Origin of the sequence: Halomicroarcula saliterrae (assembly GCF_031624395.1) — an archaeon.
Taxonomy (GTDB): Archaea; Halobacteriota; Halobacteria; order Halobacteriales; family Haloarculaceae; genus Haloarcula; species Haloarcula saliterrae.
On record NZ_JAMQON010000002.1, the window covers coordinates 570,281 to 587,142 of the forward strand.

Genomic DNA, 16,862 nt, shown 5'->3' on the forward strand with positions numbered 1-16,862 from the left:
ACAATGGGTATCGGAGGCTCCGACATGTACCGGCAGCAGATTCTCGAGCACTACAAGAACCCCCGCAACACCGGGGAGATCGAGAATCCGACGTTCACCCACGTGGGCGAGAACCCGATGTGCGGTGACGAAATCCGGATGGACGTGGTGTTGAGCGAGGACGAGGAGACCATCGAGCGGGTCGCCTTCCGCGGGGACGGCTGTGCCATCTCCCAGGCCTCGGCGTCGATGCTCAGCGAGCGGCTCCACGGGATGGGCGTCGAGGAGCTGCGGGCGCTGGACCGCGACGACATCGTCGACATGCTCGGGGTCGACATCTCGCCGATGCGTATCAAGTGCGCAGTCCTGGCGGAGAAGGTCGCCCAGGACGGCGCGGACATCTACTTCGACGAGTTGGACATCGACCGGACGACCACCGAAGACGACGACTGAGACGACATCACATACCCGCGATAGCTTTTACAGCCACTCGCTCCTCGCTGCACGCATGCCCGACAACGAGTGGGACGCCGACGACTACGACGACGGCCACGGCTTCGTCGCCGAGTACGGCGAGGACGTCGTGGGACTGCTCGACCCCCAGCCGGGCGAGCGGATTCTCGACCTCGGCTGTGGCACGGGTACGCTGACAGCCGAGATAGCCGGCAGCGGGGCCGACGTGGTCGGTATCGACGCCGCCGAGCCGATGGTCGCGCAGGCCCGCGAGGCCTACCCCGACCTGACGTTCGCGGTGGCCGACGCCCGCGAGTACACTCCCGAGGGCACGTTCGACGCCGTCTTCTCGAACGCCGCGCTCCACTGGATACCCGGTCCCGACCACGACGCCGTCCTCGCGACGGTCGCGGACGCGCTGGCCGAGGACGGCCGGTTCGTCGCGGAGTTCGGCGGCCGCGGCAACGTCTCGCGGGTCGAGACAGCGGTGCGGGCCGAGCTGGCCGAGCGCGGCTACGACACCGACCACTCGTGGTACTTCCCGAGCGTCGGTGAGTACGCGCCCCGGCTCGAATCACACGGGCTCGAAGTGACCAGCGCGTGGCTGTTCGACCGCCCGACCGAACTCGACGGCGGCGAGGCGGGGCTGCGCGAGTGGGTCGGGATGTTCGGCGACGAGCTGCTGGCCCCCGTCTCCGAGACGGACCGCGAAGCCGTCGTCAGGGGCGTCGAGGAGCGACTGCGCCCGGCGCTGTTCGACCCGGAGACGGAGACGTGGACGGCCGACTACCGGCGCGTTCGGTTCGTCGCCCGACGGTAATCAATCCTCGACGGTGAGCGGCGCATGCTCGCCCAGCGACACCTCGAACCGAGCGCCGCCCGCGTGGCTCTCCGCCACCGATATTGACCAGCCGTGGGCATCGACGACGCGCTCGACGATGGCCAGCCCGAAGCCGGTGCCATCGGCGTCGGTGGTCATCCCGAGGTCGAAGACGGTATCGCGTTCGGCTTCGGGAATCCCCGGGCCGTCGTCCGCGATGGCGAACCCGTCCTCGGTGTCGGTGACCGTGATGGTCACGCCGGTGCCCCCGTGGTCCAGTGCGTTCCGAAAGAGGTTCTCGAACACCTGCTGGAGCCGCGATGCGTCCGCGACGAGGGTCCGGTCGGTCTCGACGGTAAGCGCGGCGTCGGGCGCCGCTATCGAGGCCCACGCGTCGGCCACGCAGTCCGCGAGGGCCACCTCGTTCGTCTCGTCGAGGACCCGCCCCTCCCGGGCGAGGTCGAGGAGATCGTCGAGCAGCGTCTCCATCCGCTGTGTCGCCTCGCTCGCGTCGTCCAGATGGGAGAGGTCGCCGGTCTGTCGGGCCAGTTCGATGCGGCTGTCGATGACCTGCAGGGGGTTGCGGAGGTCGTGGCTCACGACGCCGGTGAACTCCTCTAAGCGCTCGTTTTGCGTCTCCAGCGCGCGTTTGCGCTCCTCCTGTTCGGTGATGTCCCGCAGGACGACGGCGTGGCCCCTGACGACGCCGTAGCGGTCCGGAATCGCCGTCGTTCGGACGTCGAACGTGACACGCTCCGGTCGGCCGTTCCGGGTGGCGGTCGTCGTGACCGTCGGGGTGGGGGACTCGGCGCCGCCGTCCGTGGACGCGAGCGCGGCCGAGAGCTCCGGATGTCCGATGTCGTCGATAGCGGGATACGCGTCGTCGGTGTCGATGTGCGCCGCAGCCGCGCGGTTCCAGTCGGCGATTCGGCCGTCGGTGTTGACCACGAACACCGGGTCTTCCATCTCCGCGAGGAGCGTGTGTGCGGCCATCGGCGAGACGTCGAGGAAGTCGTACCGGTACAGCGCGATGCCGATGCCTACCGCCTGAACGACCAGGAAGACAGGCGTCAGGACGAGCTGTGGGTGGAGGCTGAAGCCGGCGACGTAGAAGACCGTCGAGAGCGTCACTACGATAGTCGCGCCGAATATCAGCGCGGCCTGCTTACGGTAGAGGTTCCGAGTCCGGAGCAGGAACCGCCCCAGCAGGCCGAACGTGACCGCCAGCAGGACGTAGGTGAACAGCGTGTAGCCGAGCAAGACCGGGCCGGGCTCCGGATAGGGGAGCCGGAGGAGCCCGTAGCGGCCGACACCGCTCGCCGCGTGGACGACGCCGCCGGGGTTGAGTGCGAACAGCGTCACGTACAGCGCGGCGAGGCCGAACAGCGCTCGTTCGACGGCGACAGGAATCCACTCGCTGTCGGCGGTGTATCTGGTGACAAAGATGAACCAGGCAACGGTGCCAAACGACGAGGCGGCGGTCGTCGGCACCGGCCACAGCAGGGCGATGGCGTCCGTCGGGCTGATGTAGCCCAGAAAGCTAAACAGCGCCCAGAGCCCGTCCGCGAGCATCAGCAGGGCGAACGTCTCGGAGATAGGGTGGTCGGCTCGGAACCAGGAGTACCAGACGAACACGAAGCTCACACCGGCAGCGGTGACCATCAGGAGGGCGATGATTACACTTGTTCCGGCCGCGTCGACCATTATCCTAGCTAGCGAGACGACAGTGAAAACCGTTGTTGATAACAACCGTCGGTGGCCAGAGACCGCGCTCCGGTCGCTCGCGTCAGGCCAGGAACACGTGGCGCGGTCGGTCTGCCAGCACGTCCCGACCCCAGCTGACGGTGTCGGAGAAGGCGTCCGACCGGAAGAACGCCATCGCGTCCTCCTTGCTGTCCCACTGGCTGGCGATGAACATGTCGTTCTCGTCGTCGCGGTTAGCCAGCAACGCGGTCTCGCGGTGGCCGTCCATATCGGCCAGCAGGCCGCCGACGGTGTCGAACTTCTCGACGAACTCCTCGCGGTGTTCCGGTTTGACCGTGTAGAACATCCCCATCGTCCCGAAGCCGTCGCCCTCGCCCTGCCGGCGGACGATGCCCGGGAGGTCGGTGAGGTAGTCGCTCGCGGTGCCGGCGGCGTCCTCGGTGTCCCACAGCGAGGCGACGGCGGTGGTCGCCGAGTCCGGGTCCCGATAGATAGTCGTCCGGACGTGCGTGTCGTAGCGGTCGAAGGCGCTCCGGAGGTCGGCTACGTCGTCGGCCAGCGTCTCTGTGTCCGCCTCCGAGTAGACGACCAGGGCGTACACGTCCTCGCCGTGTGGCTGGCCGGCGTAGACGCCTTCGGCGTCCAGTTCCTCGCGGATGGACTGGGAGGAGGCGGCGGTCTGTTCGCCGCTGCTGTCCGCCTCGTCCTCGCTCGGTTCGCCCAGCTGCCCGCCGACGCGCTCCTCGATACCATCGAGGTCCCCGAGGAAGCCGGCGGCGGTCTCGGCGGCCTCCTTGGCGGTCCAGATGCTGACGACGTAGCTCTGGCCGCTCTGTGCGCGGACCGTCGTGGCGACGTGGCGGTCGTAGTGGTCGAAGCTCTCGGCGAGTTCGCCGACCGCCTCGACCAGATCCTCGGCGTCGGCCGATGAGTGGAAGACGAGCGCGTAGTCGCCCGCGTCGTAGGCCTCGCCCGCCTGGAGCCCGAGCCGGCCGAGCCGGCCGGCGGCGTCTTCGACCTCCTCGAAGTCGCCCGAAACGTCCGGCCGGCCGCCGCTGTGACCCGACGAACTGTCCTCGTCGGTGTGGTCCGAGCCGTCGGTGTCCCGTCCCGTCGGGTGGTCGGCGTCGGCGGTCTCCTCGGTGTGAGGGTGGTCACCCTCGCCGGGGCGTCCGGGGTGGGCGTTCCCGTGGCCGTCGGCGTCGCCCGCGTGGCCGCTCCCGTGGTCGGTGCCGGCCTCCGTCGCGGTCGCGTGGGCCGACGCCTCGTGGCCGCCGGCCGTCGACTCGGTCGGGACCCGGTGGCCGGAAAGCACCGCGGGCAGGTCGGCCGGGTCGAACCGGCGGCCGACGTAGAACTGACCGAACTCCGCGAACTTCGAGGTCGAGGGGTCGAATCGCATCTCCGTCAGCAGCTCCTTGATATGTGTCATCTGGTCGCTCCACAGCGTGATACCCCACTCCCAGTCGTCGAAGCCGATGGAGCCGCCGATCATCTGGTTCACCTTGCCGCCGTACCCCCGGCCGATGTCGCCGTGGCGCTTGATGTGGGCGGCCCGTTCCTCGAAGCTAGTGTCGTACCAGTTCTGGTCGGGCTCGCGGCGCTTGCTCATCGGGTAGAAACAGACGAACTCCGCGTCGGGCACGTCGGGGTGGAGCCGCGACTGGATGTACTGTGCCAGGCCGGAGTCGTCGTCGACGTCGCCCTCGAAGTACTCCCGTGCCTTCTCGGTGTAGCCCGACGCCTCCGTGACCGAGACGTACGAGTAAGCCCGTTCGGTGAAGGCCGCGAACTCGGTCTGCTCGAAGTGGCGCTCGGCGGCGTCGAGGTCGGCCATCGTCGGCCGGAGATGGAGAATCATGATGTCGGCCTTGTGGCCCATAACGGTGTAAACGGCCGTCTGACCCGCCTCGGAATCCGCCAGCGATTCGTATCCCTCGAGGAAGTCGATACCCTCGGAGAGCGCCCGGTCCCGCGTCCGGTCGGGGGCATCGCGCCAGGCGTCCCAGTCGATGCGCCGACAGTCGTGGAGCACGTACCAGCCCTCCTCGGTCTGGGGCGGCGTCCGTTGGTCCATGGCCGCGGGTTATGCGTCGAACGTAACGAACTTTCCCATGTCCGTCGCTGCGTTGCACCGGTGGGTATCTGCCAACAAGATAGCCATTAGATTCATATACTTTTATTATCCAGACGTGTAACCGGGGAAACGTAGGCGATATGAATAACCCAATTGATAACTATGTGGCGACTGCCTTGCAGTCGTACACAGTCCTCGCGATCGTCGCCCTCCTCATCGGCGCGGCCGTAGCGCCGTACGCGGTGACATTCGCGGAAAGCAACGAACAGCACGTCGCTGTCGTCAGTGTCGACGAACCAATATCCGGCTCCTCCGCCGAAGATACGGTCAGAGAACTCCGCTCGCTGCGGAACAACGACTCCGTCAAAGCCGTCGTTCTCAACGTCAACAGCCCCGGCGGTGGCGTCGCGGCGAGTGAGTCGATGTACATGGCGGTCAAGCGGCTGGCGAACGAGAAGCCGGTCGTCACGAGCGTCACGGGAACCGCCGCATCGGGTGCGTACTACACGGCCATCCCCAGTGACCGCATCTTCGTCACACCGGGCAGCGTCGTCGGCAGTGTGGGTGTCAGAGCGAGCGCCCCCGCCGGTGGCCTGCCCAGCACCACGACCACCGGCCCCGACAAGGCCTCCGGGCTGACTCAGGACGAGTACTACGCCGCCGTCGAGTCGATGAAACGGTCTTTCGTCGGCTCCGTGATGCAGGAACGCGGTGAGAACCTCACAGTCTCCCGGGAGACGGTCGCAGAGGCGACCCTCTACTTCGGCGGCCGAGCGGTCAACAACGGCTACGCCGACGAAATCGGTGATACTGAAGACGCCATCTCGGCAGCCGCCGAGTCCGCCGGCGTCTCGAACTATCAGGTGACGTACCGTGACCCCGCACAGCAGCAGGGACTCAGTCTGCTGGGTGTGAACGGGGCTGCTGCGAACGACACAGGCGCCGAACAGGTAGCGGCGGACTCCGACGGCGTCCAGCGAGTCAGATTCCTCATGTTGTACGGCACACTCGAAAACGAGCGAGTCATTGTCAACAGCACCGACAAGGGAGGTGTTCAGGATGAGTAGCGCTGTGAAACGAGTCGGCGTCTTCCTCGGCGCGCTCGTGCTCGCGATCGCCGTCGGGTCGCTGTTCCTGGGCGTCGGGGGCCAGTCGGCCCCGACGGTCAACGAGGCGAACGCCTCGGCGTTCAACGCCGACGACAGTGTCGCGAGCGTCCCCGAAGAGACCGGTGAGCTCTCGATGTCGGCCAACGGAGACGGCAAAGTCGTCGTCATCGATACGGCCCGCAGCTCGAGTGTCACGCCCGAGACGGTCGCACCCATGGCAGCCGAACTGACCGAGAGCGGTGCGACGGTCAAGTACAACACCGGTTCGTCCAGCTTCGGAAGTAGTGGCCTGAACGCCACGCTGCAGGAGGCCGATGCCTACATCGTCTTCGGCACCCAGCAGGAGTACACCGACTCGGATATCGCCGGCATACAGGCGTTCAGCGACGCCGGTGGCCGCGTCATCCTGATGAACGAGCCACAGGGACAGGTGGCCGGCCTCGGCGGCCTGTTCGGCGGTGGTTCGATAGGTGCTCCGAGTCCGCTGCTCCCGCTGACCAGCCAGTACGGGTTCACCTACGACAACGGCTACCTGTACAACATGGCGGACAACTCCAACAACTACCGGAACATCTACGCGACGCCGTCGGGCGACTCGACGCTCACCGACGGTGTCAACCGGGTCGTCCTCCACGAGGCGGTCAGCATCAACGGTGGCGAGTCGGCCCTGACCGCGACCGAGGGGACGACGCTGTCCTCGACCCGACGGGCCGAAACGTACGGCGTGCTCGTCCGTGAGGGCAACGTCGTCGCCGTCGGCGACACGAGCATCATGGACCAGGAGTACGTCTACCGGGCTGACAACGAGGTGCTGGTCAGCAACCTGCTCGACTTCATGGTCTCCGGCGACAAGTCGCCCGAAGACGTCCCCCGGACGAGCGGCGGCTTCGGTGGCGGTGGCGGTGGCGGCGGCTTCGGCGGTGGTGAGTTCGGGAACACGACGCCCGACAGTCCGACCAACGACACGGAACCGATTCCGTAACCACCGGCCGACGCGGTTTTTTTAGGCCTCGACGCCGAAGATGTCGTGCAGTTCGGTCTCGAGCTGTTCGACGTACTCCGAGAGCACCACGTCGAGTTTCTCGTCGTCGACGATGACCGCCGTGAGCCGCTCGCTCGGTGAGTCGGGGAGTTCGACGTAGAAGCCCGTCTCGTCGTCGTAGAACGGTTCTGACTCGTTGAGCACCTGCTGGTCGATGGCGTGGACCAGTTCCGAGTCGTACCGGTCGTTCATCACCTCGAAGGCTTGCTGGTACGCTTTCTGCAGTTCCGGGAAGTAGTTAGCGTACTTGTCCTCGAACTGTTCGGGGTCGAAATCAGTCATTGGGCGGGACGAGGGCGGCCGGGAATAAAGGTGGTGCGGAGTCGTCGGCGCGGCGCTCACGGCCGGATTGTCCGGGCGTCTCGCTGTGGCAGGTACACGACGAGATAGCCGACGAAGACGATGCCAAAGAGGCCGGAGAGGACGAGATAGACCCGGACGTCCAGCGTCGATAGGATCGTCAGAATCTCCCGAATCGTCGCTCGCGGGTCCGCGAAGCCGAAGGTCTCGGTGTAGGCCAGCAGCCCCCCGACGACGACCAGCGCGAGGTCGAACAGTTCACGCGAGTCCATTCGCCCGGGTATCGGATATGCGAGCGTATAGCTCTTTTTGCCGACCACGCTAGCCCAGCTGGTCGGCGACGATGTCGTCCGCCGCGGCGACGAAGGCGTCCTCTTTGCCGGCCGGGACGGTCGCGCCGGCGGCGATATCGTGGCCGCCGCCGTCGCCCCCGACCGAGCGGGCCGCCTCGCCCATCACCACCGAGAGGTCGACGCCCCGTCCCACGAGCGGGGCCGTCGCCCGCGCCGAGACCTTCGTCTCGCCGTCGGCGTCGGCGAAGGCGATGATGGGCTTGTCGGCGTCGACGCCGGCAGTCCCCAGCGCCATCCCGGCGACGATACCGACGATGGTCTCGCGGATGGCGTCGCCGGCGTCGAAATACTGGACGTGGTCGGCGTGGGAGATGCCGCGCTCTTTCACCAGGTCCAGCCCCTGTGAGAGGTTCCGGCGGTGGTTCGCCAGCAGCTTTCGGGCCTGCTGTAGGGGCGCCTCGCGGTCGCCCAGACAGACCGCGAGTCCCACGTCGGCCCGCTCGTAGCGCGCCGTCGCGTTCAGCAGCGTCGAGAACTCGCTGGCGTCGCGGAGCTCCGTCCCCGTTGGCTCGGCGGTCAGCGTGTAGGTCGTGCCCACGAGCGTCTCTATCTTCCCGGCCGGGACGCCGCGTTTGACGGCCCGCTGGACCAGCGCGCTGGCGACCGTCCGGCGTTCGTCGTCGGAGAGGTCCGCCCAGGTGCGCCACTCGCCCTGTCTTTTCAGGTCCAGCCCCAGCTCTTCCAGAAAACGTGTCGCCCCGGCCTGGTCGTTCGAGATGCCCGGGATGGGGACCTCGGTCGCGTACTCCAGCAGTTTCGGGAGCGGCCGCGTCTGCTTGCCGTACAGCGAGAGGTCGGTCCCCTCGGTCAGCACCTCGGCGGCGACCCCCTCCTCGACGATTCCGCTGTTTGCCCCCATCAGTTCGCCGCCGACGGCCTGCATGTCGCCGACGGCGCCGACGACGGCCAGCGCGGCCAGGTCGCGGTTGTCGCCGCCGTCGGGTTCGAGGGCCCGGGCGAGGACGTACGCCGCCCCGGCCCCCGACAGCTCCGAGGCCCCGTTTATCCCCACGAGCAGCGGGTTACAGTGGTAGTCGAAGTCGGCGTAGCCGTCGGTGTCGACCACGGCGTCGCCGTGGCAGTCCTCGGGGGCCGACGGCTGGTGGTGATCGGCGACGACGGCGTCGAAATCGCCCGCCGCGACGTGTTCGGAGATGACGTCGAGCTGTCCGGAGCCGAAGTCGGTGAAAAACACCGTCTCCTCGTCTCTGGCGGCGATGCTCGCTATCTCGTCGGCGTCGAGTTGCTTCTTGAACACCGTCTCGACGGGGATGCCCGCCCGCGAGAGCGCCGAGGTGGCGATTGCGGCGCTCGTCAGGCCGTCGGCGTCGATGTGGGAGGCGAGCAGGACGCGGTCGGCCGCTCGGAGCCGGTCGGCACACGCGCTCGCGCGGTCGGCCAGCGCGGGGACGGGGGAACTCATCGTGCCGAGGTAGGAGCGCCCCCGGATAAAAACTTTCAGACGCGTCAGCCGACCTGCTGTCGGTCGGTGACTGTCACGTTGTTCTCCTCGCTCTCGACGGTCGTGCGTATCGTCACCCAGCCGTCGGCCTCACGGATGGCGAGGGCCGCATCGAGGGAGAGTTCCACCTGCCGGGTCGCGACGTAGGTCTCGCCGGGGCCGAGCGTTCCCACCTGCTCGGTCCGGCGCCAGCGAACGTCGCCGTCCGTGTCGTTACCGGCGTAGAGCCGCGTCTGAATCGTCACGTTCGTGGCCGTCACGGACTGTTCGTTGGTCACCGTCGAGGTCACGTTCCGACAGAGCATCCCGCACTCTTCTACGTCGCGGGTCGCGAGGCTGAACGCCGGCCCGTCGGTCGTCGGTGTCTCGGGGGTCGCCGTACCGTTCGGCGTCGTCGGCTCGGCGCTCGTCGATTCCGTCGGGGCCTCCGTCGCGCCGGTTCCGAAGACCCCGGTGGCGCCGGTGAGCGCCAGTCCCGCCGTGACCAGCAGCAGGACACTTATCACGCCGAGAAAGCCGACGACCGGTAGGTCCTCGGGCATCAGTCCTCGTGGGTTCCGCCGCTGTCAGTTACCGACGCTGCCGTCTCCTCACCGAGCGAACGTGCGCGGGCCGATAGACGTTCGACGGCCGCTGGGAGTCGTACCATCCGTGGCCGACTGTTCTCTCGTCTATCATATCAAACAACGGAGATTGACAAGAACCACGCATATATCCTGAATGTGAATAGTACGTTATTTGTCCTGAAGTGGTTTACCGGCCGTTTTATCGTCGACTGCGTTTAGCGATACCGCAGTCAGTCACAGCACCCGATGGCATTATCTTGTTGTCAATCCTACAGTGTCGTATGTATCTCCACTGGGTCGCGGGCCGGCACGGCAGGGTGATGGGCCGATGAGCCTGCTGGGCCGACTCGCCTTCACGATCCGTGCGAAGCTCTCGGCGCTGTTGAACCGGAGCTCGGACCCGTCGAGCGAACTCGACTACTCGTACGAGCAGCTCCGTGACGAGCTCCGGAACGTCACGCGCGGCATCGCGGACGTGACCACGCAGAAGAAACGACTGGAGATTCACCGTCGACGGCTCCGCGAGAACGTCGAGAAGTACGACGCACAGGCCCGCGAGGCGATGCGTCAGGACCGCGAGGAGCTCGCCCGGCGCGCGCTGGAGAAGAAACAGGCTCACGTCTCACAGATCTCCGAGCTCACCGGGCAGATATCGACGCTGCAGGGGACACAGGACAGTCTGGTCGGCAAGCGCGCCGAGCTCAGCAGTCAGATAGAACAGTTTCGCACGCACAAGGAGACGGTCAAGGCCCGCTACGAGGCCGCCCAGGCCTCGGCACGCGTCTCGGAGGCGTTCACCGGCGTCGGCGAGACGATGGCGGACGTGGGCCGGACCATCGAGCGGGCGACCGAGCGCACCGAGCGGATGGAGGCCCGCGCCGCGGCCCTCGAAGAGCTCGAGGAGACCGGCCAGCTTGAGAACGTCCTCGACGAGGGCGACGATATCGACCGCGAACTGAACCGGCTGTCGACAGAGCGCTCTATCGAGCACGAACTCGACTCGCTGCGGGCGGAAGTAGACGGCGAGCAGGCGACGGAGCGGGCGGACTGAGGCCGTCGCTCGTGGCGGGACTACTCGTGGTGGGTGGGTCCAGCGGCTTCGACGACCTCGCAAGCAAGCGCCTCGAAGTCGGCCCGTTCGGGGACGATATCGACGCTGATGCCGGTGCTCTCGGCTGTTTCCTTCGTAGGCGTTCCGATGGCGCCGACCGTCGCGTCACACAGCCCGTCGCGGGCGGCGTCGCGGACGCCGCGCTCCTCGGCCGCCGCGAGGAAGTGCTCGACGGTAAGCGAGGAGGTAAACAGCGCGGCGTCGAGTTCGCCCGCGGCAGCGAGTTCGGTCGACTCCCCGGCCTCGGGCGGTCTGACGAGTCGGTAGAGCACGGTCTCGTGGACGTACGCGCCGGCGGCTTCGAGACCGTCGGTCAGCACGGCCGACCCGTGGTCCGAGCGGGCGACCTCGACGCGGGCGCCGGCCACCTCGGCGCCCAGCGCCTCGACCAGCCCCGTCGAGGAGAACTCCTCGGGGACGACGTCGACGGCGTAGCCCGCGTCGCGGAGGGCGGCGGCGGTCGACTCGCCGATGGCGCACACGGTCGCCTCGCCGGGGTCCCAGCCCGAACCGGCGGCCAGTTCGACACCGGTCTTGCTCGTCAGGATACTGTAGGTCGAATCCCCGCGGGGCGTCGCTCCCGTGGGCTCGACCGCGAGCATCGGGTCCGGGACGGGGTCGGCGCCCAGCGATTCGAGGAGCGCGACCGCGTCGGCGAGTCGCTCGTCGTCGGGTCGGAACGCCGCGACCCGGAGCCGCGGTGCCTCCCGCATCAGGCCCCCTCCAGGAACTCGACCACCCGCTCGCGCTCGCCGGCGACCTCGCCGATGACGGTGATGGCGGGCGGTTCGATACCCTCGCTGTCCCGGACGTCGACGATGGTGTCGAGCGTGCCGGTGGCGACGCGCTGGTCGGGCCACGTCGCGCGCTCGATGAGCGCGACGGGGGTCTCGGGGTCCATGCCGTATTTCAGCAGTTCACCGGTGTAGCCGGGCAGTTTGCCGACGCCCATCAGAACGACGATGGTGCCGCCGGTGTTCGCCAAGGCCTCCCAGTCGACCGCCGACTCGTCTTTCGTGGGGTCCTCGTGGCCCGTGACGAAGGAGACGGAGGAGACGTAGTCGCGGTGGGTGACGGGGATGCCCGCCACCTCCGGCCCGGCGATGGCGCTCGTGATACCGGGGACGACCTCGAACGGAATCCCGCTCTCCGCGAGGTGGACCATCTCCTCGCCGCCGCGGCCGAACACCGTCGGGTCGCCGCCCTTGAGCCGCACGACCGTGTTCCCCTGCCGGGCGAGTTCGACCAGTCGGTTGTTGGTGTACTCCTGGGGCGTCCACTCGCCGCCCGCCCGCTTGCCCACGTCCTCGCGTTTCGCCTCGGGAATCATCCCCAGAATCTCGGGGCCCGGGAGCTTGTCGTGGAGCACCACCTCGGCCGATTCGATGAGGCGTTTTGCCTTCACCGTCAGCAGGTCCGGGTCGCCCGGTCCGGAGCCGACGAGATACACCTTCCCGACCGTCGACTCCTTCTTGCCTTCGTGTGAGTCGTCGCTCATTCGTCTTCCTCCCGGGCCGTCGCGGCGTCCTCGTCGGCGCCCTCGCTGTCGCGCCGCGCGGACTGGATGAGCTCTCGGGCCCCCCGGTCGGCCAGCTCCGCGGCGAGCTCCCGGGCCGCGTCGATGTGGCGTTCGGCCGGGAGGTCACGGGAGACCTGTATCGTCTCGGTGCCGTCCTGTGAGAGCACCCGGACGACGGTGCGGACCACGCCGCCCGCGAGCGTCGCGTAGATGCCGATGGGGGCGACACAGCCGCCGCCCAGTTCGGCCAGGATAGTCCGCTCGACGGTGGTCTCGACGCGGGCCCGGCGGTCGTCGAGACGCTCGTTGATGGTCGCGGCCACCTCGCCGTCGACGGCAGTGATCGCCAGCGCGCCCTGGCCCGGCGCCGGGACGAACTGCTCGGGGTCGAGTTCCACGGTGCCGACGTGGTGGGTCAGCCCGGCGCGGTCCAGCCCGGCCCTCGCCAGCACGATGGCGTCGTACTCGGTGTCGGGCTCGCGTTCGAGGGCGCGCCGTTCCAGCTCCGCGAGCCCGTTGAACCACGCCTCGACGTCCTGGTCGTAGGGGAACTCGTAGTCGTCGTCGTCCACGTGCTCCTTTCGCTCCTGCTCGGCCTCGTGGCGCTCCTGGTGTCGTTCCTGCAGCGACGGCGCCAACAGCTTCTCCAGACGGGTGTCGACGTTGCCCCGTAGCGGCTCGACGGTCAGGTCGGGTCGCTCGGCGAGCAGCTGGGCCTTCCGGCGCAGGCTCGACGTGCCGACGACGCTCCCCTCGGGCAGCTCGTCGAGTTCGGCGCCGTCGGGGGTCACGAGCACGTCCACGGCCGCCGCGCGCTCGGGGACCCCGGCGACGACGAGCTCCTCGGGTCGCTCGGTCGGCATGTCCTTCATCGAGTGGACGGCGGCGTCCAGTTCGCCGGCCAGCACCTTCTCGTCCAGACTGTGGACGAACGCGCCGGTCTTGCCCAGCCGGTGGATGAGCTCGTCGGTGAGCTCGTCGCCGGTCGTGGTTACGGTTTCGAGTTCGACCGCCAGCCGTCGGCTCGCGAGGCTGTCCCGAACCGTCGCGGCCTGTCGCATGGCGAGGTCGGAGCCGCGTGTCGCGAGTCGCAGCGTCTCCGCGGAAGTAGTCATACCCCTCTTTGGAGGGGGCGCTGTGAAAAGCACATCACTTCGGACAGTGCTTACCAGGGCTCGTCTTTCAGCCCGAGCAGGTAGGCGACGACGTTCGTCACGACGTGCAAGAGCGGGGTCAACACCAGCACGGCGAGGAGTACCGGCGTCGTGAACGTCGCCGCGGTCCACTCGGGCGCCAGCACCCACACGCAGGCCAGCGCGCCGACGACGAAGTCGAGCTGGTCCAGTCCGGGGAAGGCCGCGCCGCGCTCGCGGCCGGTGCGGCGTTTGAGGAAGGAGGCCGCGATGTCACCCAGCATCGCGCCGAAGGCCAGTCCGAGCCCGGCGACCACCGGGAACTCGGGGAGCCCGACGCCGACGAGGTCGCTCACGGCCGGCGCGAGCGCCGACAGCCCGACCGCCAGCGCGAGACCGGCCGCCGTCCCGACGACGGTCCCGCGCCAGGTCTTCCCGTCGCCGAGAATCCGGCGACCGCCCATCGTCCGACCGCCGTCTATCGGTTTTCCGCCACCAGCCAGCACGGCCGCGTTGTTGGGCACGTACGCGGGCAACATCGCCCAGACGGCTGTCACGACGACCCCGACTATGTCCATGTGCCCGGCCTCACGTGGCGCTGTCTTAATCGATGTGGCTTTCGCCCGCCGAACCGTCCGGACGACAACACTCTTGGCCTCTGGGCGGCAAATATTACCTATGTTGCCGCCAGTCGCGAGCCGGTTCGTGGCCGGGGAATCGGCCGCCGCCGTTCTGGAACACGCCCGACGGGAGAACGACCGCGGCGTCGGCGTCATCTGTAACCACCTCGGTGAACACTACCACGAGCGGGCGCCCGCGGACGCCGACACCGTGGCCTACGAACGGCTCATCCGGGACATCGGGGCGAGCGAGCTCCGGGCGTGTGTCTCGGTCAAGCCCTCCCAGCTCGGCCTGTCCGTCGACGAGTCGGTGTTCCGGGAGAACCTCGCCCGGGTCGTCGCGGCCGGCGCGGAACACGGCGTCTTCGTCTGGGTCGATATGGAAGACCACACGACGGTCGATGCGACGCTCGACACCTTCGAGGAGTACGCGAGAGGGCCGCGGGGTGCTGTCCACCACGGGACCAGCGAGCGGCGGGGCCGCGAGCAGGGCGGGATGGGCCTGTGTCTGCAGTCGAACCTCCGGCGGACGGCCGACGACCTGCGACGGCTGGCCGACTGTCCCGGGAAGGTCCGACTCGTCAAGGGCGCCTACGACCCGCCGGCAGAGGTGGCCTACACCGAGAAATCGCAGGTGAACGAGGCCTATCGCGAGGACCTCGAATACATGTTCCGCGAGTTCGATGACGGCATCGCGGTCGGGAGCCACGACCCGGCGATGTTGACACGCGCGGCGGACCTCCACGCGGACTACGGCACCCCCTACGAGGTCCAGATGCTGATGGGCGTCCGGGAACGGGCCCAGAACGACCTCGCCCGCACGTGTGATGTCTGGCAGTACGCCCCCTACGGCACCTCGTGGCCAGCGTACTTCCGGCGGCGGCTGCTCGAACGCAAGGAGAACGCGCTGTTTGCGCTACGGGCGATAGCGAGCGGGTAGAAAGGAAAGGGCTCATAATCTATCGCCGTAAGATGGGGGTATGGCAACAGGTTCGTCGTGGAAGCGGGATTTCGCCAGCGGTCTCATCATCCTGCTGCCGATACTCGTCACGACGTACGTCATCGTCTACCTCTACAGCATCCTCGCCGGCGCGTCCGTCCTGTTCCCCTCTATCGACCGGTCACTGCTGATTTCGGTCGGGTTCCCCGAGGGGACCGCCACGCCGACCGCGGTCGAGTTCGTCCGCGTCTCCGTCGCGATGATGCTTTTCGTCCTCATCGTCTTCTCCGTCGGCTATCTGATGCGGACGGCGTTTGGCGACTTCGTCGAACAGGCTCTCGACGACGCGATGAATCAGGTCCCGGGGTTGCGGGTGGTGTACAACGCCTCGAAGATGGCGGTCGAAACGGCCGTCGGGGGGACCGACGAACTCCAGGCGCCGGTGAAACTCGAAGTGTGGGACGGGATGCGGATGACGGCGTTCAAAACCGGGCAGACGACCGACGACGGCCGCGACGTGCTCTTCTTGCCGACCGCGCCGAACATCACCACGGGCTACGTCATCGAGGTGGAGTCCGACCAGTACGAGGAGACCGACGAGCGCGTCGAGGACGCGCTGACACGCATCCTGTCGGCCGGCTTCGGCGATACGAACGACAGGCAACAGACGATTCCGATACCGGGCGAAGACGACTAGAGGTAACGGAACCACTCCTCGCGGTCGCCCGACTCCACGAGGTCGAAAAAGGCCGTCTGGATGTCGTCGGTGACCGGTCCCTTGGTGCCCGCACCGATCTCGTTGTCGTCGACGCTCCGGATGGGCGTGACCTCCGCGGCGGTCCCGGTGAAAAACAGCTCGTCGGCGGTGTAGAGCTCGCCACGCGAGATAGTCGCCTCGTCGTGGACGGTGTACCCCATCTCCTCGGCGAGTTCGATGGCCGTCTGGCGCGTGATACCGTCGAGGATGGACTCGGCGAGCCCCGTCGTGTATATCTCGCCGTCGCGGACGAGGAAGATGTTCTCGCCGGGGCCTTCGGCGACGTTGCCCTCCTTGTTGAGAACGATGGCCTCCGCGTAGCCGTTGGCCTTTGCCTCCTGAGAAGCGAGGACGCTGTTGACGTAGGTGCCCGTTGTCTTGGCGTTGGTCGGGATCTGGCTGGAGGCGTACTTGCGCCAGGAGGAGACGGCCACGTCGACGCCGTCTTCGAGCGCCTCGTCGCCCAGATAGGCGCCCCACGGCCAGACGGCGAGGGCGACCTGCACCGGCGACTTGCCCGGGTTCAGCCCCAGCGGCCCGTAGCCGTAGAACGCGATGGGACGGATGTAACAGGAGTTCAGCTCCTCCCGGCGGATGAGCTCCTCCGTGGCCTCGGTGAGTTCGGCCTTCGAGAACGGGATGTCGATGTCGTACACCTCGCCGGAGTCGTAGAAGCGGTCGAGATGTTCCTCCCACCGGAAGATGGCCGGCCCCGCCTCGGTGCCGTAGCATCGGACGCCCTCGAAAACGCCGGTGCCGTAGTGGAGCGCGTGGGTGAGGACGTGAATCTGTGCGTCCTCGAAGTCGACGAACTCCCCGTCGAGCCAGATTTCCTCGACCCCCTCGAACATCTCCGGGCGGTCGCTCATGCTGGCCGCCCCCACGTCCCTCGATGACTGCCCTCGGTACCGGCGAAC

The 16,862-nt window shown here is 67.6% G+C and carries 18 protein-coding genes; 7 read left to right on the top strand and 11 right to left on the bottom strand.

Annotated elements, in window-relative coordinates:
- Positions 1 to 3: 3 nt before the first annotated feature.
- Both NDI56_RS10945 and NDI56_RS10950 read left to right on the top strand, forming a co-directional pair.
- Positions 4 to 432 (top strand): iron-sulfur cluster assembly scaffold protein, encoded by a 429-nt coding sequence (locus tag NDI56_RS10945; protein WP_310919552.1) that lies wholly within the window; start codon positions 4 to 6, stop codon positions 430 to 432.
- A 55-nt stretch (positions 433 to 487) separates the two neighbouring features.
- Positions 488 to 1,252, top strand: coding sequence for a class I SAM-dependent methyltransferase (locus NDI56_RS10950; RefSeq protein ID WP_310919553.1), 765 nt, complete (start codon positions 488 to 490; stop codon positions 1,250 to 1,252).
- Here NDI56_RS10950 and NDI56_RS10955 read toward each other — a convergent pair whose 3' ends face one another.
- Both NDI56_RS10955 and NDI56_RS10960 read right to left on the bottom strand, forming a co-directional pair.
- The gene (locus tag NDI56_RS10955) at positions 1,253 to 2,956 is read right to left on the bottom strand and encodes a sensor histidine kinase (protein WP_310919554.1); all 1,704 of its coding nucleotides are present in this window, start codon (positions 2,954 to 2,956) and stop codon (positions 1,253 to 1,255) included.
- A gap of 82 nt (positions 2,957 to 3,038) precedes the next feature.
- Positions 3,039 to 5,033 carry a heme-binding protein gene (locus tag NDI56_RS10960; RefSeq protein WP_310919555.1) on the bottom strand — a complete coding sequence of 665 codons (1,995 nt, stop codon included), beginning with the start codon at positions 5,031 to 5,033 and terminating at the stop codon, positions 3,039 to 3,041.
- Between the two features lie 176 nt (positions 5,034 to 5,209).
- On the opposite strand from NDI56_RS10960, the gene NDI56_RS10965 reads away from it, so the two are divergent.
- Both NDI56_RS10965 and NDI56_RS10970 read left to right on the top strand, forming a co-directional pair.
- Positions 5,210 to 6,100, top strand: a complete 891-nt coding sequence (locus NDI56_RS10965) for a S49 family peptidase (protein WP_310919556.1) — start codon at positions 5,210 to 5,212, stop codon at positions 6,098 to 6,100.
- Positions 6,093 to 7,124, top strand: coding sequence for a DUF4350 domain-containing protein (locus tag NDI56_RS10970; protein ID WP_310919557.1), 1,032 nt, complete (start codon positions 6,093 to 6,095; stop codon positions 7,122 to 7,124). Before NDI56_RS10965 ends, NDI56_RS10970 begins: the two co-directional genes overlap by 8 nt.
- 21 nt (positions 7,125 to 7,145) lie before the next feature.
- On the opposite strand, the gene NDI56_RS10975 is transcribed toward NDI56_RS10970, so the two are convergent.
- The 4 genes from NDI56_RS10975 to NDI56_RS10990 are packed head-to-tail and all read right to left on the bottom strand — an operon-like array spanning position 7,146 to position 9,841.
- A complete protein-coding gene (locus tag NDI56_RS10975; protein WP_310919558.1) occupies positions 7,146 to 7,466 on the bottom strand; it encodes a DUF5783 family protein in 321 nt (106 codons plus the stop codon).
- Between the two features lie 56 nt (positions 7,467 to 7,522).
- Complete coding sequence (locus NDI56_RS10980; protein WP_310919559.1) at positions 7,523 to 7,756, bottom strand: hypothetical protein; 234 nt, start codon at positions 7,754 to 7,756, stop codon at positions 7,523 to 7,525.
- Positions 7,757 to 7,805: 49 nt separating this feature from the next.
- The gene (locus NDI56_RS10985; RefSeq protein ID WP_310919560.1) at positions 7,806 to 9,260 is read right to left on the bottom strand and encodes a RecJ family nuclease; all 1,455 of its coding nucleotides are present in this window, start codon (positions 9,258 to 9,260) and stop codon (positions 7,806 to 7,808) included.
- A 44-nt stretch (positions 9,261 to 9,304) separates the two neighbouring features.
- On the bottom strand, positions 9,305 to 9,841 hold the full coding sequence (locus NDI56_RS10990) for a hypothetical protein (protein WP_310919561.1): 537 nt from the start codon (positions 9,839 to 9,841) through the stop codon (positions 9,305 to 9,307).
- A 352-nt stretch (positions 9,842 to 10,193) separates the two neighbouring features.
- Between NDI56_RS10990 and NDI56_RS10995 the strand changes: the two genes are divergently transcribed.
- Entirely contained in the window at positions 10,194 to 10,916 is a 723-nt protein-coding gene (locus NDI56_RS10995) for a PspA/IM30 family protein (RefSeq protein WP_310919562.1), read from the top strand.
- 20 nt (positions 10,917 to 10,936) lie between these two features.
- Here NDI56_RS10995 and NDI56_RS11000 read toward each other — a convergent pair whose 3' ends face one another.
- From NDI56_RS11000 to NDI56_RS11015, 4 genes are read right to left on the bottom strand one after another with little or no spacing between them, the layout of a single operon-like run.
- Positions 10,937 to 11,689 carry a uroporphyrinogen-III synthase gene (locus NDI56_RS11000; protein WP_310919563.1) on the bottom strand — a complete coding sequence of 251 codons (753 nt, stop codon included), beginning with the start codon at positions 11,687 to 11,689 and terminating at the stop codon, positions 10,937 to 10,939.
- A complete protein-coding gene (gene cobA / locus NDI56_RS11005) occupies positions 11,689 to 12,474 on the bottom strand; it encodes a uroporphyrinogen-III C-methyltransferase (RefSeq protein WP_310919564.1) in 786 nt (261 codons plus the stop codon). Before cobA ends, NDI56_RS11000 begins: the two co-directional genes overlap by 1 nt.
- The gene (gene hemC / locus NDI56_RS11010; protein ID WP_310919565.1) at positions 12,471 to 13,610 is read right to left on the bottom strand and encodes a hydroxymethylbilane synthase; all 1,140 of its coding nucleotides are present in this window, start codon (positions 13,608 to 13,610) and stop codon (positions 12,471 to 12,473) included. Before hemC ends, cobA begins: the two co-directional genes overlap by 4 nt.
- A gap of 50 nt (positions 13,611 to 13,660) precedes the next feature.
- Positions 13,661 to 14,206, bottom strand: a complete 546-nt coding sequence (locus NDI56_RS11015) for a CDP-2,3-bis-(O-geranylgeranyl)-sn-glycerol synthase (RefSeq protein ID WP_310919566.1) — start codon at positions 14,204 to 14,206, stop codon at positions 13,661 to 13,663.
- Positions 14,207 to 14,306: 100 nt separating this feature from the next.
- Here NDI56_RS11015 and NDI56_RS11020 point away from each other — a divergent pair, with 100 nt between their 5' ends.
- Together NDI56_RS11020 and NDI56_RS11025 are read left to right on the top strand one after the other, a co-directional pair.
- Positions 14,307 to 15,188 carry a proline dehydrogenase family protein gene (locus NDI56_RS11020; RefSeq protein ID WP_310919567.1) on the top strand — a complete coding sequence of 294 codons (882 nt, stop codon included), beginning with the start codon at positions 14,307 to 14,309 and terminating at the stop codon, positions 15,186 to 15,188.
- Between the two features lie 40 nt (positions 15,189 to 15,228).
- Positions 15,229 to 15,885: a DUF502 domain-containing protein gene (locus tag NDI56_RS11025; RefSeq protein ID WP_310919568.1), complete on the top strand. Its 657-nt coding sequence runs from the start codon at positions 15,229 to 15,231 to the stop codon at positions 15,883 to 15,885.
- On the opposite strand, the gene NDI56_RS11030 is transcribed toward NDI56_RS11025, so the two are convergent.
- Complete coding sequence (locus NDI56_RS11030) at positions 15,882 to 16,814, bottom strand: branched-chain amino acid transaminase (protein WP_310919569.1); 933 nt, start codon at positions 16,812 to 16,814, stop codon at positions 15,882 to 15,884. The two genes, NDI56_RS11025 and NDI56_RS11030, sit on opposite strands and share 4 nt — an antisense overlap.
- Between the last annotated feature and the right edge of the window lie 48 nt (positions 16,815 to 16,862).

Coding starts and splice junctions, on each gene's coding strand:
- cobA (WP_310919564.1), bottom strand. CDS start 12,474: ATGAGCGACGACTCACACGAAGGCAAGAAGGAGTCGACGGTCGGGAAG.
- NDI56_RS10975 (WP_310919558.1), bottom strand. CDS start 7,466: ATGACTGATTTCGACCCCGAACAGTTCGAGGACAAGTACGCTAACTAC.
- NDI56_RS11020 (WP_310919567.1), top strand. CDS start 14,307: ATGTTGCCGCCAGTCGCGAGCCGGTTCGTGGCCGGGGAATCGGCCGCC.
- NDI56_RS10945 (WP_310919552.1), top strand. CDS start 4: ATGGGTATCGGAGGCTCCGACATGTACCGGCAGCAGATTCTCGAGCAC.
- NDI56_RS10985 (WP_310919560.1), bottom strand. CDS start 9,260: ATGAGTTCCCCCGTCCCCGCGCTGGCCGACCGCGCGAGCGCGTGTGCC.
- NDI56_RS11030 (WP_310919569.1), bottom strand. CDS start 16,814: ATGAGCGACCGCCCGGAGATGTTCGAGGGGGTCGAGGAAATCTGGCTC.
- NDI56_RS10955 (WP_310919554.1), bottom strand. CDS start 2,956: ATGGTCGACGCGGCCGGAACAAGTGTAATCATCGCCCTCCTGATGGTC.
- hemC (WP_310919565.1), bottom strand. CDS start 13,610: ATGACTACTTCCGCGGAGACGCTGCGACTCGCGACACGCGGCTCCGAC.
- NDI56_RS10950 (WP_310919553.1), top strand. CDS start 488: ATGCCCGACAACGAGTGGGACGCCGACGACTACGACGACGGCCACGGC.
- NDI56_RS10990 (WP_310919561.1), bottom strand. CDS start 9,841: ATGCCCGAGGACCTACCGGTCGTCGGCTTTCTCGGCGTGATAAGTGTC.
- NDI56_RS11000 (WP_310919563.1), bottom strand. CDS start 11,689: ATGCGGGAGGCACCGCGGCTCCGGGTCGCGGCGTTCCGACCCGACGAC.
- NDI56_RS11015 (WP_310919566.1), bottom strand. CDS start 14,206: ATGGACATAGTCGGGGTCGTCGTGACAGCCGTCTGGGCGATGTTGCCC.
- NDI56_RS10995 (WP_310919562.1), top strand. CDS start 10,194: ATGAGCCTGCTGGGCCGACTCGCCTTCACGATCCGTGCGAAGCTCTCG.
- NDI56_RS10970 (WP_310919557.1), top strand. CDS start 6,093: ATGAGTAGCGCTGTGAAACGAGTCGGCGTCTTCCTCGGCGCGCTCGTG.
- NDI56_RS10980 (WP_310919559.1), bottom strand. CDS start 7,756: ATGGACTCGCGTGAACTGTTCGACCTCGCGCTGGTCGTCGTCGGGGGG.
- NDI56_RS11025 (WP_310919568.1), top strand. CDS start 15,229: ATGGCAACAGGTTCGTCGTGGAAGCGGGATTTCGCCAGCGGTCTCATC.
- NDI56_RS10960 (WP_310919555.1), bottom strand. CDS start 5,033: ATGGACCAACGGACGCCGCCCCAGACCGAGGAGGGCTGGTACGTGCTC.